Genomic DNA, 16,631 nt, shown 5'->3' on the forward strand with positions numbered 1-16,631 from the left:
GTATGAATGGCCAATACATTGCGGGAAAACGTCTTACTTGCTGCACTGCCCAAAAGGGATAAAAGAGCAGTGTGTGTCAGCACGAATAATTTTACTATTCTGAGTGTTAAATACTGTTAAGAAGTGAAATTATTTTAATAAATTGTCTAATTTAAGCGAATATTAAAGTTAGATAAAAGACTTTATTGATTCTGGCGTATCCAAGCTAGCCATTTATTGAACACATTTGGCTCAAGCGCGGCGATGACCGAGCGTTTGAATACATGCTCGCCACTCCAAAACGCATCACCTTCTAAAGTATCCAAGCAGCCGCCTGCTTCTTCAAAAATCAGCGCACCGGCAGCATAATCCCACAATTTCTGCCCGCCGTGCACATACACATCATAGCGGCCGCAAGCCAGATAGCACCAATCCATCGTGCTGCAGCCCATGCTGCGGCTGGCGCCAACTGGGGAGAGCGTGCTCATGCGGCTGGTGAGTTTGCCCGAGCGCAGGTATTTGATTTCCACACCGGCAATCGATTCTTTTAAGTTTTTTTCTACCAAGCGCAAGGGCAAACGAGTGCCGTTTAAAAATGCACCGTTGCCGCGTTCGGCATAAAAGCATTCTCCGCTAACCGGATTATAAATCACGCCCAATTGCGCGCGCCCGTTTTGAATATAGGCCACGGAAATGGCAAAATGCGGCAGGCCGTTGATGAAATTATTGGTGCCGTCGATGGGATCGACCACCCACAAGCCGCTTTCCGAGTGCGCCTTCCACAAACGGATTTGCTCTTGAGTGGTCATTTCTTCGCCCATCATCGGGCAATCAATGATGAGTGGTAAGCCTGCAGCAAATGCGGTTTGCGCTGCCAAATCGGCTTCGCTGAGCATGGAGCCGTCAACTTTTCGGCTGGCCGGCGTGTTGAGAAAACGAGGCATCACTTCCGTTTGCGCGACGTGACGAACCAGTTTTTGCAATCGGTGTAACAATTTTTGTCCTTAAATAGCAGAGGTCGCTTAAAATAGCGGTACCGCGTTGGCCAAGTGACCCATGCCGGTATCGCGTTTGCCCGAATGCAGCTTGGCCACTTCGGTCTGTTTGACACATTATATACGTTAATAATCCTGAAAACTATGCCCCGTTTTTATCTTACCGATTCGATTGCTTCAGGCCAAATCCTTGACCTGCCTGATAATATTGTGCGCCATCTGAATGTGTTGCGCTTGAAACATGAAGAAGAGATTGTTTTATTTAACGGCAACGGTTATGCTTATCCTGCCCGCTTGCTTGATTTGGAAAAGCGCCGCGCCCGCGCCGAAGTCTTGCGTGAAGAACATACCGACAACGAATCGCCGCTCAATATTACCTTAATCCAATCCGTTTCCAGCGGCGAGCGCATGGATTTTACCCTGCAAAAAAGCGTGGAATTGGGTGTAAGCGAGATTCAACCTGTGATTAGCGAACGCACCACCGTGCGCCTACAAGGTGAGCGCGCCGATAAAAAAGTTGAGCGCTGGCAGGAAATCGTGATTTCCGCCTGCGAGCAAAGCGGCCGCAATATTGTGCCAAAAGTGTTACCACTGATTTCTTATCGTCAGGCTTTACAGCAGATGCCGTCTGAAAAAACCAAATTATTATTAAGCTTAAACCGCGCGCAAAAGCTAAACCAAATCCAACCCTCTTCAGACGGCCTGATTTTTATGGTCGGCCCTGAGGGCGGCTGGAGCGCTGCCGAAGAAGAGCAAGCCTTTGCCGCCGGTTTTCAATCCGTTACCCTAGGTCCACGCGTGTTGCGTACCGAAACCGCTTCTCTAGCGGCCATTGCAGCCATGCAGACGCTGTGGGGGGATTTTGTGTAGGTGAGAATTAATAGAAAAGGCCGTCTGAAACTCATGGTTTCAGACGGCCTTTAGTTTTAATCATTAAAACCTTATTCGCTCAATAAAGCAATATCGGCCACGGCATTCATTTGTTCGGCCAATTGGTTCAGCAGATTTAAGCGGTTTTGTTTGATAGCGGCATCGTCGGCCATCACCATCACGCCGTCGAAGAAGGCATCGACTTGCGGTTTGATGGCGGCTAATTCGGTTAAGGCCGTCTGAAAATCGCCTTGGGCAACAGCGGCGGCAATTTTCGGTTGCAAATCGCGTGCAGCGGCAAACAAGGCTTTTTCTTCGTCTTGCTGCAACAGGCTTTCGTTGACGGCGCCCAGTTCGGCATCGGCTTTTTTCAGCAGATTTTGTACGCGTTTGTTGGCGGCGGCCAGCGCGGCAGCTTCCGGCAGCGCTTTAAACGCGGCCACCGCTTGCAGCTTGGCTTCCACATCGTTCAGGCGGCTTGGATTTTTCGCCAATACGGCAGCCACGATGTCTTGCGGGTAGTCGTTTTGCAACAATACCGCCAAACGCGCCTGCATAAATTCGGCCACTTCAGACGGCGTGTCGGCATTGAGCAAACCTTGCGGGAATACGGCAAAGGCCGTCTGAACCAGCTCGTTCACGTCCAAATCGTTTTGCATCACCATGCGCAAAATACCTAAAGCCGAGCGGCGCAGGGCGTAAGGGTCTTTGTCGCCGGTCGGAATCAGGCCGATGCCCCAAATGCCAACTAAAGTTTCCAGCTTGTTGGCTAATGCGGCGGCAGTAGCGACTTTGCCTTCCGGCAACGCATCGCCGGCAAAACGCGGCTGGTAGTGTTGCTCGATGGCGTTGGCGATTTCTTCGCTTTCGCCGTCCAAGCGGGCATAGTATTTGCCCATTGTGCCTTGCAATTCAGGGAACTCGCCCACCATTTCGGTAACCAAGTCGGCTTTCGACAAGCGGGTCGCGCGTTCGGCAGCGGCAGCATCCGTGCCCAAACTTTCGGCGATGTGGCGGCTGATGGCCGCTAAACGCTCGATACGCTCGGCTTGGTTGCCCAGTTTGTTGTGGTAAACCACTTGCGAGAGCTTAGGCAGGCGGCTTTCCAGCGTGGCTTTTTGGTCTTGCTGATAGAAAAATTCGGCATCGGCCAAACGCGCACGCAATACGCGCTCGTTGCCGGAAATAATGTGCGACGGATCGGCAGCTTCAAGGTTGGATACCAACAAGAAGCGGTTCATCAGCTTGCCCGAAGCGTCTAACAGTGGGAAGTATTTTTGGTTTTGCTGCATGGTCAGAATCAAGCATTCCTGCGGCACGGCCAAGAAATGTTCTTCAAAACCGGCTTCCAATACCACCGGCCATTCCACCAATGCGGTGACTTCATCCAATAAGCTGTCGTCGGCCGCTACGGTGGCGTTCAGACGGCCTGCCTGTTCGTTCAATGCCGTCTGAATTGCATCCTTACGCTCGGCAAACGAAGCAATCACTTTGCCTTCGGTACGCAGTTGTTCGGCATAGCTGTCGGCCTGTTGAATGGTGATCACGCCGTCTGAAAGGAAGCGGTGGCCCAAAGTGGTGTTGCTGCTTTGCAAGCCCAAAACGCTTGCGTTTACTACATCCGCACCGTGTAGCACAATCAGGCTGTGCACCGGACGCACAAAGGTAAAGGTGCTGCCCCAGCGCATCACTTTCGGAATCGGCAGCTTTTTCACCGCCTGATTGATGATGTCGTCGAGCAGGGAAGACAAAGGCTGGCCGGTTTGGGTAAATTCATAGGCAAACACGTCTTGCTTGCCGTCGTGAATCACTTTCAAATCTTCAATTTTCGCCCCCGCACCGCGTGCAAAACCTTCCAAAGCCTTGGTCGGCGCACCGTCTTTCATGCCGTTGGTGACGGCAGGGCCTTTTTTCACAATCTGCTGATCAGCTTGAACAGGCTTCACGTTTTTCACCTGCACAGCCAAACGGCGCGGCGAAGCATAAGCGGTTACGGCGGTTTCACCGTCAATCAGTTGCGCTTTTTCCAAGCCTTCGGCAATGGAAGCGGCAAAATGGTTGCCCAGATTATTCAGGGCTTTCGGTGGCAATTCTTCGGTTAAGAGTTCGATTAAGAGGGTTTGGGTCATTGCATGCTTTCAATCAATAATTGAACGACGGCGCTTCAAACAGACCGTCTGAAAATAGGGTTTGCCCAGTAAAAATATGGGCTTGATTATACACAAAGTTACAAGGGAAATTAAGCGGAGCAAGGCGATGGCTTACTCTGTGTTTTCATAGTGGACAGGGGCAGTGTTATTCAGCATTTTGTGGCATATGCTGTAATGCGGCATAGTAGCCTTGTTTTGCCAACAATTCCGCATGGTTGCCTTCTTCAATAATTTTACCGTCATCCATGACGATAATGCGGTCGGCTTGTTCAATCGTGCTCAAGCGGTGGGCAACGATAATGCTGGTTCGGCCGTGCATCAGGTTTTCTAAGGCTTGTTGTACTAAGCGTTCGGATTCGTTATCCAATGCGCTGGTGGCTTCGTCCAGCAGCAGAATTGGTGCATCTTTAAGTATGGCGCGAGCGATGGAAACGCGTTGTCGTTGGCCGCCGGAAAGTTGGCTGCCGTTGGCGCCGATGGTTTGATGTAAGCCATGTGGAGAGTTGTGTACCAAATCTTTCAGATTGGCGGCTTCGAGTGCAGCCATGACTTCCGCTTCTGTGGCTTCGGGGCGGCTGTAACGAACATTTTCCAATAGCGTGTCGTCAAACAGGAATACATCTTGCGATACAAGTGCAAATTGGCTGCGCAGATTAGTCAATTGCACATCAGCAATATTGATGCCATCGAGATAGATTACCCCTGAGCTTGGCTCGACAAAACGTGGTAGTAGGTTGATGGCAGTCGTCTTGCCGCTGCCGGAGCGGCCAACGAAAGCAACACGTTCACCGGGGTGGATGTCAAGATTGAAATTGTCAAGCGCTTTATGACCTTCTTCGGTGTAGCGTACATCAATATGATCGAATTTCAGACGGCCTTGTACATTAGACAAGGTGTGTTTGCCTGTGTCGTTTTCGGGTTTTTCATCTAAAAACTGGCAGACATTATCTGCGGCGAGAAACATGGTTTGCATGGGGATGCTGATGTTGGCCAAGTTTTTAATCGGCGAGAGCATTTGCAGCATAGCCACAATAAAAGCCATAAATTCACCGATGGTGGTGTAGCCTTGTTGGCTTTGCCATAAAGCGATGAAAATCACCACGGCTAGGGCAAATGAGGCAATGAGTTCGCTAAAGGGCGAACGGGCGGCAGTAGCTTGGGTGATTTTTTTGCCTAAGCGTACGATGGTATGGTTGACATCAGCAAAGCGGCTTGAAGCCTGTTTTTGGCCACCGAACAGTTTCATCACGCGGTGGCCTTGATGTACTTCTGTCACCACATTATTGAGCTTACCAATACTGAGTTGCGCGCTGGCGATGATGCTTTTGAGGCGGTTGCGGTAATAGCGTGAAAGCAATGACAAAAGCGGGAACATCAGCAATACAATTAAGGTCAATTGCCAGTTAAGATACAGCAATACGCATACCAAACCGATGACGATTAAGGTATCGCGGGTAAGAGTGATGAACACATTGCTGGCGTTGCTGATGGATTGTTCGGCCATCTGAACCATGCTCATCAAGACGGTACCGGATGGATTTTTTTGATGGTAATCTGAAGAAAGGGTGAGCATGTGTTGGAACATGTCGCGGCGGATATGGCTTACAGCCATCACCGATACCCATGTCATCAGATAGGTACTGGCGAAGCGGCAGATGCCGCGAATCAAGACAATCACGATCAGAAACAGCGGAACCGTCCAAACTTTATTTTCGGTGCCCCAAATCATGTGGTTAAACTGGTCTTTCCAGTTTTGCACAGTGGCTACAATGCCACTGGCGGCATTTAATTCCGGCGGTGCGCTGGGAGCAGCAAAGCCTTGATTGACCAAAGGTGCGATAAAGGCGGCCAGATAGCTTTCGGTGGCGGCCACACCGACAATGGCCAGCAACGACCAAATAATGCGCGCTTTGTAGGGCTTCACATAAGTGAGCAGGCGCATGAAATTGTGCGTGTCGGCTTTGGTGAAGAGACCGAAGGTGAGTTTTTCTATCATAGGGCACTTTTAGTGGGTAAAGCTTTGTCGCCTAAATGCTTTCAGACGGCCTGTTTAGACTAGCGGGTTATGGCTTGATTGGATATGTTTAGCAAACAAACATACCGGATTTAAATTTCAGACGGCCTTTGTGATGGAATCAAGGCCGTCTGAAATTTTTATGCTGCTTTGTTTTTAATCAATGGGAAGCCTAATTGCTCTCGGCTTTCCACGAATTTTTGTGCCACGATGCGGCTCAAGGTGCGGATGCGGCCGATGTAGGTGGCACGTTCGGTCACGGAAATGGCGCCGCGGGCATCAAGCAGGTTGAAGGTGTGGCCGGCTTTCAATACCAATTCGTAAGCTGGCAGGGCAAGGCTGGTGTCGTCGATATCCAGCAGGCGTTTGGCTTGCGCTTCGTAGTCGTTAAACTGGCGCAGCAGCCATTCAGCATCGCTGTATTCGAAGTTGTAGGTGGATTGTTCCACTTCGTTTTGGTGGTACACGTCGCCGTAAGTGACGGCTTGGCCGTCGGGCGTGTGTGACCAAACCAAGTCGTACACGTTTTCTACGCCTTGCAGATACATCGCCAAGCGCTCGATGCCGTAGGTGATTTCGCCCAATACCGGTGAGCAATCAATGCCGCCGACTTGTTGGAAATAGGTAAACTGGGTGACTTCCATGCCGTTGAGCCATACTTCCCAGCCCAAGCCCCATGCGCCCAAGGTTGGGTTTTCCCAGTCGTCTTCAACAAAACGGATATCATGTACTTTCGGATCGATGCCCAGTTCGCGTAATGAGTCGAGATACAAATCTTGAATATCGGCCGGTGCCGGTTTCAGGGCAACTTGGAATTGGTAGTAGTGTTGCAGGCGGTTGGGGTTGTTGCCGTAGCGGCCGTCTTTCGGGCGGCGGCTCGGTTGCACATAGGCGGCATACCAAGGCTCAGGGCCGAGTGCGCGCAGGCAAGTAGCAGGGTGGCTGGTGCCGGCGCCGACTTCCATGTCGAAAGGTTGGATTAGGGTGCAGCCTTTGTCGGCCCAGAATGTTTGCAATTTGAAGATGATTTGTTGGAAAGTCAGCATGGCTTTTGTTATTCAGATAATCGAAAGGCTTTATTTTACTGTTTTGATGAGGTTTTGAATAGTTTTGTCCGTCGGTATCCGCGGATTTTTCAGACGGCCTTGTATGATTATCGCGATTGTTGGCGACAGCGGCATTTAAGATCAGAGAAGTTGCGTTACAAATACGGCTTTTTAGGTATAATGGCGGCTGAATGCTTTTTAATGGTTTAACTTAAAAGAGGAAATAGAAGATGTCGGATAATGACAATCACAAAGAACAACGTCTGGGTTTATGGATTGCCGGTGGCGCCGCAGCTTTGGCAACGGTTGTAACCTTGTTCCTTTCTGTTTGGGGTTGGGAAACCGGTAAAATTGAAGGTTCGCCAAATTATGGCCAAACTGAAATGGCGGCGCATGATCATGCTGTTGCAGCGCATGGCGCGGCGCATAATCTTGCCGATGACGCGGCTGCGGTATTTGTGGAAAACGGTATCGTAAAATTCTACTTTGCGACCGGTAAATCCGATTTGGCTGCCGGTGCACAAGAAGCATTGAAAGATGTATTGGCTGGTGTGAAAAACGGTCAAAAAGCGGTGGTGTCCGGTTTTCACGATTCAACCGGTAATCAAGCGTTTAACGAGCAATTGTCTAAAGACCGTGCCTTGGCGGTAAAAAATGCCCTGATGGGCTTTGGTGTGGCGGAACAGCAAATTGAATTGCGCAAGCCAGCAGATACCGAAGGCAGCGGCAGCAATGCAGAAGCGCGCCGAGTGGAAGTAGTGCTGGAATAAAGCCGATTGTTTGAAGACAATTGATAATGCCGTCTGAAAAGTTTCAGACGGCATTTTTCATGAGTGGGACTTTCTAGATTCTCCAGCAGGTTTGCTAATATCCAGTAAAGATGATGCATGATTGCTAAAGGCCGCCTGACACAATAAGCATAAAAAAGCCTTATGCAATGCATAAGGCTTTTTGATTTGGTGGGTGATGACGGAGTCGAACCGCCGACATTCTGCTTGTAAGGCAGACGCTCTACCAACTGAGCTAATCACCCGTATTAATAAAAGCACCGAGTTTCGGTGCTTTTTTATATTGGCGCGGCGGACGGGGCTCGAACCCGCGACCCTCGGCGTGACAGGCCGATACTCTAACCAACTGAGCTACCACCGCGCAAGTAATTGTGTTGCCACAACTACAAGAAACTTGGTGGGTGATGACGGAGTCGAACCGCCGACATTCTGCTTGTAAGGCAGACGCTCTACCAACTGAGCTAATCACCCGAAAGATATTGATGACCTCAATATCTGAAAAAGGTTTGGCGCGGCGGACGGGGCTCGAACCCGCGACCCCCGGCGTGACAGGCCGGTACTCTAACCAACTGAGCTACCACCGCGCAAGCAATTGTGTTGCCACAATTGCAAGAAACTTGGTGGGTGATGACGGAGTCGAACCGCCGACATTCTGCTTGTAAGGCAGACGCTCTACCAACTGAGCTAATCACCCATTGACGCAAAACTGCGAAGACGCTATTAAATCAAAAATCGTTATTTTACGCAAGTTTTATTTTTGCATAATCAAGCTTCTCCTTGCAAACTCCAGTTTTCAAAAGAAATAATTTTATCTTGCGGGCCTGCAACAACTAAGATGTCGCCGGAAGCTAAAGTGAAGTTCGAATCAAAATCTTCAATCCGGCTGGCGCTGCGGCGGACGAATAATAATTTGATGCCCAAATCGGCCAAAGGCAAATCACGCACAGGGTGGTCGATGGCGTAGGCTTCACCGGTTAGTGCAAAGGCATGGCGGCAGATGTGTTTGTGTTCTTCAGAGAAAATGGTTTCGTCATCGCTGCCGACGAATAAGTCCTCTAAAAAGGCATAACCGTTGCGGCGGATATTCATGATGGTTTGATGCACATGGTTGTAGGGTGAGCCATTGGCCAACATGGCATAGCTGGCTAAGGCCAAACTGGTTTCTTTGGTATCGGAAACGGCTTCTTCTACGCCCATTTCAGTCAGGCTCTTGACGTAATCGTCGTCAATGGCGCGTGCGTAAATTGGCATGGTCGGATGAAGGGCAATGATGTGGTTGACCACATGTTTGGCTTCGGCCATGTTGTTGAGTGTCAATACCACCATTTTGGCACGCGCTAATCCTGCGGCTTCCAATACTTCGCGGCGTTTGGCATCGCCGAATGCCACTGGTTCGCCTGCGCTGCGGGCAACTTGAACGCGCTCGACATCCAAATCCAGCGCGAAGTAGGGGATGTTTTCCTGCGCCAAAATACGGCCGACTGTTTGACCGCCGCGACCAAAACCGATAATCAAAACGTGGTCGGATTTGCTCATGGTTTCGACCAGCATATTGTGCAAATCCAACGCTTTCATGTCCCAGTTGGATTTGATAAAACGGTTGATAATTTTATCGCTGCTGCCCAGCAAGAACGGTGCAATGATCATCGACAGCAACACGGCAGCGGTAGCCGCTTGTTCCAATTCCGGCGAAACCATGTTGATTTTGCTGGAAATCGCCAACATTACAAAACCGAATTCACCGCCTTGCGCCAAATACAACGCAGCTTTCATACTGTCGCCGACCGGATGTCTCATGCGGAAGGCAATCAGGAACACAATCAACGCTTTCAACACCACCAGCATCGCCAGCAACACTAAAATCATCTGCCAATTATTAATCAGCGCCTGAATATCCAGCTTCATGCCGACGGTGATAAAGAAAAAGCCGAGCAAAATATCGCGGAACGGACGAATATCGTCTTCTACTTGAAAACGGTATTCGGTTTCTGACAGCAACATACCGGCAACAAACGCCCCCAAAGCCAGTGACAAGCCTTCCAGTTCGGTCAGGTAGGCCACGCCCAGCGTCACCAGCAAAACGTTGATCATGAATAATTCAGACGACTTACGCTTGGCCACCATGCGGAACCAAGGCGACATCACTTTATTGCCAACAAAGAACAACACGCCGAGCGTGACCACCATTTTCAAGCCCGCCCAGCCCAGTTCCGCCCACAAATTGCCTTCACTGCCGCCCGCCAGCGCCGGAATCAGAATCATCAACGGCACCACCGCAATATCCTGCATCAGCAACACACCCATCGACATTTGGCCGTGGGGCTGACCCAATTCGGTTTTCTCCGACAAAATGCGGCTCACAATTGCGGTGGACGACATCGCCAATGCACCGCTGACGGCAAACGCCCAGTTAAACGGCGTGCCCATCAGCATTAAAATCCCCATAATCGCCAACATGCTGATGACGACCTGCAAACCGCCTAAGCCGAATACCAGCTTTTTCATCGCCTTGAGTTTCGGCAGCGAAAATTCCAAACCGATGCTGAACATCAAAAACACAATACCGATTTCACCCAAATAATCTGTGGCGTGGCTTTTCGGAATCAGGCTGAACATGCCCGGGCCGGCGATAAAGCCGACCAACAGATAACCGAGCATGGAAGGAATATTGAATTTGCGGCAATAGATAACGGTAATAACCGAAACCAGCAGAACGATGACGACATGGGCAAGAGAAAACTCATGCATAAAAGGCGGCCTTGTTATGAATAGAGAGAAGAGTGCGCAAGGCCGTCTGAAAAAATCTTAGCGAAACAGGGGCGGGGATTTATGCAAACGGCGAAAGATAGTCGTTTCAAATAAAAATCATACTGCGTTGCCAGCGCCCTTATGTACTCGATGTACACGGCGGTCGCTGTCGCCTTGTCTGATTTCTATTTAAAACAACTATAAATTATAGCAAAAAATAAGGGAGATTCAGGATTTTATCGACAAAAGGCCGTCTGAAAACGATTTTTCAGACGGCCTCTCTTATTCATACAAACATTAAGGCATCAACATACCGCCGTTGACATGCAGCGTTTGGCCGGTGATGTATTTGGCTTGGTCGGAAGCCAAGAACAAAACCGCATCGGCGATGTCTTGCGCTTCGCCGAATTTGCCTAAAGAAGTTTGCGCTTCAAACATTTTGCGGGTTTCTTCCGGCAAGACGCGGGTCATGTCGGTGTCGATAAAGCCCGGTGCTACACAGTTGACGGTTACGCCACGGCTGCCGACTTCGCGTGCCATTGATTTAGCAAAACCGATTAAGCCTGCTTTGGCAGCGGCATAGTTGGTTTGACCGGCATTACCCATCACGCCGACTACGGAAGTGATGTTGATGATGCGGCCTCTGCGTTGTTTCATCATGCCGCGCAACACGGCTTTAGAGGCGCGGAAGACAGATTTCAGGTTGACCTGCATGATGTCGTCCCATTCTTCTTCTTTCATGCGCATCAACAGGTTATCGCGCGTGATGCCGGCGTTGTTGACCAAAATATCCAGTTTGCCGAATTCTTTTTCAATCTCGGCAATCAATGTTTCGATGCTTTCCGGCTCAGCAGAATTCAACGCACGGCCTTGGCCGCCCCATGGCGCCAAACGCTCACCAATCGCTGCTGCACCGCTGTCGCTGGTGGCCGTACCAATCACGGTGGCACCGGCTGCGGCCAATGTATCGGCAATCGCCGCACCGATACCGCGTGATGCGCCGGTAACTAAAGCGATTTTGCCGCTTAAATCTTGATTACTCATCCAGGATCCTTTCGTTGCGTAAAATGAATTTTCAGACGGCCTTTATAGCATAAATAGGCTTTTTAATCTAATGTTAGGTATATCATAATGAAAAGGCCGTCTGAAATCTTGGTTATGGATTTCAGACGGCCTTTATAGCATAAATAGGCTTTTTAATCTAATGTTAGGTATATCATAATGAAAAGGCCGTCTGAAATCTTGGTTATGGATTTCAGACGGCCTCAATATTTAAACCGCTGCTAGCATTTCTTTTAAGGCTTGGATGTGTGTGGCCAGCGTAGGGTCGTAGCTGAGGGCGGAACGTGGGTTGCTTATTTTGTGAGTACCCTGCTGTTTTCGCTCGTGCGCTTGGATAATGGCGGCGGCAAGTGAATCCGGATTGTCGCGTTGGAAAAATAAACCGGCTTGTTCATTCATTACTTCGGTGCAGGCGATGTTATCGGCGAACACAACCGGCGTGCCACATAAAACGGATTCTATGCCGACCAAGCCGAAAGGTTCGTATAGTGAAGCCATGATGGTGAAGTCGGCGGCACGGTATAAATCCGGCATGTTTTTGCAAAAACCCAATTCGGTGACGTTTTTCATCGGGCGGGGCAAGGGCGAACCGGCCACAACCAAGCGAACGGGCAAATCGGTTTGCTCGAAAAATGCCGTCAATACATCCAGCCCCTTGCGTTTGTGGCCGGTGGAAGGAAACACAAAAACGGTTTCATCATCGCCGAAACCAAATTGACGGCGCAGTTCGGCCACTCGCTCGGGCTGAGGAAAATAGCGTTCGGTATCGGCAGGTGGATATACCACGCGGATTTTTTCAGACGGCACGCCGTAATACCCGGTCAATTCCTGCGCCATCATCGCCGAATGAGCCATGATGCTTTTTGCGGTGGCATAGTTGGTGCGGTTGCGGCGGATGGTCAGTTTATCCAACAAATTCGCGTTTTGCTTCATGTGTTTGAGATAACCTAAATGGGTGCCGCCACATACTAAAACATCGGCATGATCGCTGGGATTGCAGGCGATGAGTTTGCCTTGAATATTGTACTTGGTAAGTTGGTGGGTGAAGAAAAAGGGGCGTAATTTTTTCGGTATCCGCTTTTGGTTGATATGCACTACATCAGCCATAGCAAATTCAGCCATGGTCTGGTCAATCTGTGTGGCATAAACAGTGGGGCGGATGTTTTCTGTATTTAATCCGCGAACCAAGTCGAAGGTATAGCTTTCCATACCTCCGCCTTTTCTGAAGCAGTTGATGGCGATGTTTAAGTGGGACATATGAGTTTAAAGTTTTTTTTGTAAGGTAACAATAATCAAGGGACTTAGGAAGCAAAATTATCAAAAAACCTGATAAGCTACTAGGGCGTGTCCTCAATTTAACTTAGCATGAATAATAGAGCAAGCCAAGTAAAGCATCGATTTAAAATTACGAGCTAATTTCTCATAGCGAGTAGCAATACTACGAAACTGCTTTAATCGTGCAAATGCATTCTCGACTAAGTGGCGTAATTTATAAAGGTAGCTATCAAAATCAGGGTTAGGTTTCTTGGCATTTTTACGCTTTGGTATAATAGCTTTCATACCGTGTTCTATCGCTTTATCTCTGATTTCTTGCGAGTCATACCCTTTGTCAGCGATAAAATACTGGGCTTCTTGTATGACTTCTATCAAGTCGTTTGCAACTTGACTGTCGTGCACGTTACCCCCAGTGACTTTAAAATCGAGCGGATTTCCATGCGAGTCCACACATAGGTGTATTTTTGTCGTGTTTCCGCCACGGCTTTGTCCAATTGCTCTATCGAAACCACGCCGAGCTCCACTTGCATGTTGATGACACCGTACATAACTTCCGTCGATGAATACCCATTCTTTGTCAATTTCTTTTCGTAGATCAAAAAAAAATTCTGCCACAAGCCTTTTTTAGACCATCGGTTAAAGCGGTTATAAGCGGTTTTCCATGACCCTAGCTCAATAGGTATGTCTCGCCATGGTGCACCTGTTCTTAGCTTCCATAGTATGGCTTCCATCACGGTACGGTCGTTCTTCCATTGATGACAGCCGTGCGCTTTCATGGTTGTTTGTAATTGTTCCCATATGTTGTCAGTTATTGCGGTTCTCGCCATTGTTTGTGTTTGCCTATATTTCGTTGGAATATAGGGTTAAAATAGGGCTCTTTTGGGCTTATTCAAATTAGGGACACGCCCTAATTCATATAATTTCTCTCGTTTTTGTTTTCGTTTTTTGGGGCTGAACGGGTGGCTAATAAGGCTCTTAATTTTAATGTTAAACTTGTTCATATGATTATTTTATTTAAAAGGAACAATGGTTTTTCTACTTTTTTGATATGCTTCAATAGCAGAGTATATTTGTTTCTCTCGCTGGCGTTTGGGCTTTGTAAGAAGACGTATAAAATAGTCTTTTAATGTATACTTGGGAGTATTTTCTAAATTTTGTCTTTCTTTTCTTGCAGTTTGTAATTGACTGGTTAAATTAGTTTCTTGTTGATGTTGGTCTGCTTGAATTGCTATAGCAGGACTAAGTTGACAAATAAAATAATTTGGTTGATTAAGCCAAATATCAAACAACAAATGGTCAAAAGGTTGGATTTGTGATTCATTTAAAGCATGACATTTCTGCAATAATATTCTAGCTGCTTGATTGCTGATAATATAAGCAGCAGTACCGTGTTGAGTCGTTGCTAAAGTTAAAAACTCTCGTCTAATAACTTTAGAAATAATGGAGCAATGGTAATGTTCAGCAGGAATCCAAGAAGCTTCTAATCTAATAACTACCGCTTTATCGGTAAAACGTTCTTCCAGCCAATTGATATTGTTTAAGAAGGTGCCTGAATCATTACTTAGGTAGACATCATCTTCATAGATAGCTATGTAAGGCAGATTTTCATCTATGCATTTTTGCCATAGTGCAATATGGCTTATCATACAAGCTTTTTCGCCATCGGTTAATTTTCTACTATTTTCCAAAACAGGGCAGAAATGGCGGATAGCTATTTTTAGTTGCTCAGAAGGCATTAATGCCTCAAAGAAATGGAATGAGACATTCTGCTGAGAAAATTGTTTTGTAATATGTTGCCGTCTTTTATTTGCAGATTTCAAACTTATCACATAATTTTTTAACATTATTTGATCCCATATTGTTGGCAGATTTTTTTCCAGCGACTATGTTTAAAAACTTGGTAAAACCATTTCCTTATTGGTTGATTATAATATTTAATTTTTTGTATTTTATATTTATCTAAGGCTTCAATCATTCTATGGGCATAAATACCATTCTGTTGGTAAAAGTCATGATGTTTTGTGTAGATTTTTATAAAATTTTCAGATTGTTTTGCTTCGCTAGCTGTATTACAGATAGAGGATTCATCTTCACGCTGACGATAGTAAAATAAAGGTTCATCAATAAATTTTATTTCCCCACCACTTTTGGCAATTGAAATAAATAATTCCCAATCTTCATAGTGAGTTAAGGAAATATCAAATCCATTAACTGCATCGAATGCTGATTTTTTTATTAGTGCGGAAATATACATGCCATGATTTAATAGGAGCTGTTCTGTTGTAATTTGTTTTAGTTGGCCGATTTTATTTTTCTTACCAAACAAGTACAAATTACTATATACCACAGCGATATCAGGGGATTTTTCTGCAATATTAATTGTTTTCTCTAAATAAGTTTCATCTAGTTTGTCATCTGAGTCTAAACATACTAAATAGTTACCTGTTGCTTGTTGAATTGCATTCATACGTGCTTTAACAACATATGTATTTTCTTGTGACATAACTTTTAAACGTGGCTCAGTAACAGCGCACTCATGTAAGATTTCCAATGTATTATCAGTTGAGCCGTCATCAATGGCGATAATCTCAAAGTTTTGATATGTTTGATTATAGACACTTTCTAATGTTTCACGAACATAGGCAGCGGTGTTGTAGCAGGGGATAATAATGGATACTAAAGGCTGTGTCTTAATCATTTTTTACTCGATATGTAAAATGCGTTTTATCCAATTGCTGAATGCATACTGCTGTGAAACTTCTGGGGCAATCGGATGATATGGGCGCTGCAAAAAGTCTTTCAGGTCGTCTGAATTGTTTTCAGACCAGATAAAAATATTATCAGGATGATAAAAATTGTATTTTTTTACTTCAGTATTTGTCGTGATTAATTTTTTCTTCATGCCCAATGCATCAAAGGTACGGAATGATAAGCCTTTATGTTCATTAATCACAAAATCCACTAATACACGGCTGAGCTGGCTATTTATAATGTTGTCTCTAAAAGAAATTAAATCATTTTTTGTGTGGATTTGAGGTAAATAGTCATTGCGGATATTTTTGCCAATGATTGTGAAATCTAGCGTAAATCCCTGACCTGTTGCCCAGTCTACAAAGTCATTAATATGATGCAAGCGAGAAATTTGATGTGAACCGGTAAAGTAGAAGTCATATTGAGGTTGTGGCAAATCTTCGCAGAGATGTGGGAAGTAGAAGTTCGTAGCCATATCCACAGGGTAATCAGTATTACTGATATCGCTTTCATCAAATACATAAAAATGGTCGAATAATGGAATGCAGTCATAAATTTTGGGAAAGCGATGAAGCCCGTCAAATTGGTAATTGGCGCAAGATGCCGTGGTTTTCTCTTTGATAAATTCGATTAGTGAAGTGCTGTATATATCTGCGCTTATCATGAGCGTGTAATCAACGCGACTATTTCCTAATAATTTTTCAAGCTTATGACGTAATACTTCGCTTTTCATTTCTATAGCGATATCTTTGTCTTTATAGACAATTTTACGGTATTTTGCATAAATTCTGTGAAGTAATGAAGGATAACGTCCGCTTGAATTTGCCAATAGTGGGAGACTAATCACATCAAAGCCTTCCAATCTTAAGGCTTCTTCTATCAAAGTATCTAATCCAGCTACTTTAGGCATACCAAATATTATTTTAGGTTTATTAGGCAGCATGTGGTTTTCA

General features: G+C 46.6%; 13 protein-coding genes and 5 tRNA genes. 2 read left to right on the forward strand and 16 right to left on the reverse strand.

The genetic code is table 11. The annotated features are described in order from the left end of the window. Positions 1-182 precede the first annotated feature (182 nt). Positions 183-974 (reverse strand): inositol monophosphatase family protein, encoded by a 792-nt coding sequence (locus GJV52_RS07295; protein ID WP_095502053.1) that lies wholly within the window; start codon positions 972-974, stop codon positions 183-185. A 144-nt stretch (positions 975-1,118) separates the two neighbouring features. On the opposite strand from GJV52_RS07295, the gene GJV52_RS07300 reads away from it, so the two are divergent. Further along, entirely contained in the window at positions 1,119-1,844 is a 726-nt protein-coding gene (locus GJV52_RS07300) for a 16S rRNA (uracil(1498)-N(3))-methyltransferase (RefSeq protein WP_100564067.1), read from the forward strand. Between the two features lie 71 nt (positions 1,845-1,915). Here the strand turns inward: GJV52_RS07300 and glyS are convergent, their stop codons facing one another. From glyS to glyQ, 3 genes are all read right to left on the reverse strand, one after another. Further along, positions 1,916-3,973 (reverse strand): glycine--tRNA ligase subunit beta, encoded by a 2,058-nt coding sequence (gene glyS / locus GJV52_RS07305; RefSeq protein WP_100564069.1) that lies wholly within the window; start codon positions 3,971-3,973, stop codon positions 1,916-1,918. Between the two features lie 166 nt (positions 3,974-4,139). Beyond that, a complete protein-coding gene (gene msbA, locus GJV52_RS07310; RefSeq protein WP_100564071.1) occupies positions 4,140-5,990 on the reverse strand; it encodes a lipid A export permease/ATP-binding protein MsbA in 1,851 nt (616 codons plus the stop codon). Positions 5,991-6,148: 158 nt separating this feature from the next. Next, positions 6,149-7,054, reverse strand: a complete 906-nt coding sequence (gene glyQ, locus GJV52_RS07315; protein WP_095501590.1) for a glycine--tRNA ligase subunit alpha — start codon at positions 7,052-7,054, stop codon at positions 6,149-6,151. 230 nt (positions 7,055-7,284) lie between these two features. Here glyQ and GJV52_RS07320 point away from each other — a divergent pair, with 230 nt between their 5' ends. After that, the gene (locus tag GJV52_RS07320; RefSeq protein ID WP_095501591.1) at positions 7,285-7,824 is read left to right on the forward strand and encodes an OmpA family protein; all 540 of its coding nucleotides are present in this window, start codon (positions 7,285-7,287) and stop codon (positions 7,822-7,824) included. Positions 7,825-8,011: 187 nt separating this feature from the next. Here the strand turns inward: GJV52_RS07320 and GJV52_RS07325 are convergent. The 12 genes from GJV52_RS07325 to GJV52_RS07380 form a co-directional block, all read right to left on the reverse strand. Further along, positions 8,012-8,087: transfer RNA gene (locus GJV52_RS07325), tRNA-Val, on the reverse strand. 39 nt (positions 8,088-8,126) lie between these two features. Continuing rightward, positions 8,127-8,203 (reverse strand) — tRNA-Asp (locus tag GJV52_RS07330). Between the two features lie 34 nt (positions 8,204-8,237). Further along, positions 8,238-8,313, reverse strand: a tRNA-Val gene (locus GJV52_RS07335). Positions 8,314-8,349: 36 nt separating this feature from the next. Next, positions 8,350-8,426 (reverse strand) — tRNA-Asp (locus GJV52_RS07340). 34 nt (positions 8,427-8,460) lie between these two features. After that, positions 8,461-8,536, reverse strand: a tRNA-Val gene (locus tag GJV52_RS07345). A 71-nt stretch (positions 8,537-8,607) separates the two neighbouring features. Beyond that, positions 8,608-10,590, reverse strand: coding sequence for a cation:proton antiporter (locus GJV52_RS07350; RefSeq protein WP_100564073.1), 1,983 nt, complete (start codon positions 10,588-10,590; stop codon positions 8,608-8,610). 297 nt (positions 10,591-10,887) lie between these two features. Further along, positions 10,888-11,634: a 3-oxoacyl-ACP reductase FabG gene (gene fabG, locus GJV52_RS07355; RefSeq protein ID WP_095501593.1), complete on the reverse strand. Its 747-nt coding sequence runs from the start codon at positions 11,632-11,634 to the stop codon at positions 10,888-10,890. Positions 11,635-11,862: 228 nt separating this feature from the next. Next, positions 11,863-12,909 carry a glycosyltransferase family 4 protein gene (locus GJV52_RS07360; protein ID WP_154212881.1) on the reverse strand — a complete coding sequence of 349 codons (1,047 nt, stop codon included), beginning with the start codon at positions 12,907-12,909 and terminating at the stop codon, positions 11,863-11,865. A gap of 93 nt (positions 12,910-13,002) precedes the next feature. Beyond that, positions 13,003-13,754, reverse strand: a protein-coding gene (locus tag GJV52_RS07365) for an IS5-like element IS1301 family transposase (RefSeq protein WP_096121706.1) whose coding sequence is annotated in 2 segments (ribosomal slippage) — positions 13,003-13,535 and positions 13,535-13,754 — 753 coding nt in all. Because the reading frame shifts where the segments join, the coding sequence is not laid out codon by codon here. 183 nt (positions 13,755-13,937) lie between these two features. Continuing rightward, positions 13,938-14,771: a glycosyltransferase family 25 protein gene (locus tag GJV52_RS07370; RefSeq protein ID WP_097784576.1), complete on the reverse strand. Its 834-nt coding sequence runs from the start codon at positions 14,769-14,771 to the stop codon at positions 13,938-13,940. After that, positions 14,771-15,625 carry a glycosyltransferase family 2 protein gene (locus tag GJV52_RS07375; RefSeq protein WP_095503307.1) on the reverse strand — a complete coding sequence of 285 codons (855 nt, stop codon included), beginning with the start codon at positions 15,623-15,625 and terminating at the stop codon, positions 14,771-14,773. The genes GJV52_RS07370 and GJV52_RS07375 overlap by 1 nt, the downstream gene beginning before the upstream one ends. Before the next feature lie 3 nt (positions 15,626-15,628). Then, a complete protein-coding gene (locus GJV52_RS07380; protein ID WP_100563077.1) occupies positions 15,629-16,621 on the reverse strand; it encodes a hypothetical protein in 993 nt (330 codons plus the stop codon). Between the last annotated feature and the right edge of the window lie 10 nt (positions 16,622-16,631).

Origin of the sequence: Neisseria brasiliensis (genome assembly GCF_009671065.1) — a bacterium.
GTDB lineage: Bacteria > Pseudomonadota > Gammaproteobacteria > Burkholderiales > Neisseriaceae > Neisseria > Neisseria brasiliensis.

Bases quoted from the DNA above. Each gene is read 5' to 3' on its own strand.
- GJV52_RS07360 (WP_154212881.1), bottom strand. From the start codon at position 12,909: ATGTCCCACTTAAACATCGCCATCAACTGCTTCAGAAAAGGCGGAGGT.
- GJV52_RS07300 (WP_100564067.1), top strand. From the start codon at position 1,119: ATGCCCCGTTTTTATCTTACCGATTCGATTGCTTCAGGCCAAATCCTT.
- GJV52_RS07375 (WP_095503307.1), bottom strand. From the start codon at position 15,625: ATGATTAAGACACAGCCTTTAGTATCCATTATTATCCCCTGCTACAAC.
- glyQ (WP_095501590.1), bottom strand. From the start codon at position 7,054: ATGCTGACTTTCCAACAAATCATCTTCAAATTGCAAACATTCTGGGCC.
- msbA (WP_100564071.1), bottom strand. From the start codon at position 5,990: ATGATAGAAAAACTCACCTTCGGTCTCTTCACCAAAGCCGACACGCAC.
- GJV52_RS07320 (WP_095501591.1), top strand. From the start codon at position 7,285: ATGTCGGATAATGACAATCACAAAGAACAACGTCTGGGTTTATGGATT.
- GJV52_RS07380 (WP_100563077.1), bottom strand. From the start codon at position 16,621: ATGCTGCCTAATAAACCTAAAATAATATTTGGTATGCCTAAAGTAGCT.
- glyS (WP_100564069.1), bottom strand. From the start codon at position 3,973: ATGACCCAAACCCTCTTAATCGAACTCTTAACCGAAGAATTGCCACCG.
- GJV52_RS07370 (WP_097784576.1), bottom strand. From the start codon at position 14,771: ATGTTAAAAAATTATGTGATAAGTTTGAAATCTGCAAATAAAAGACGG.
- GJV52_RS07350 (WP_100564073.1), bottom strand. From the start codon at position 10,590: ATGCATGAGTTTTCTCTTGCCCATGTCGTCATCGTTCTGCTGGTTTCG.
- fabG (WP_095501593.1), bottom strand. From the start codon at position 11,634: ATGAGTAATCAAGATTTAAGCGGCAAAATCGCTTTAGTTACCGGCGCA.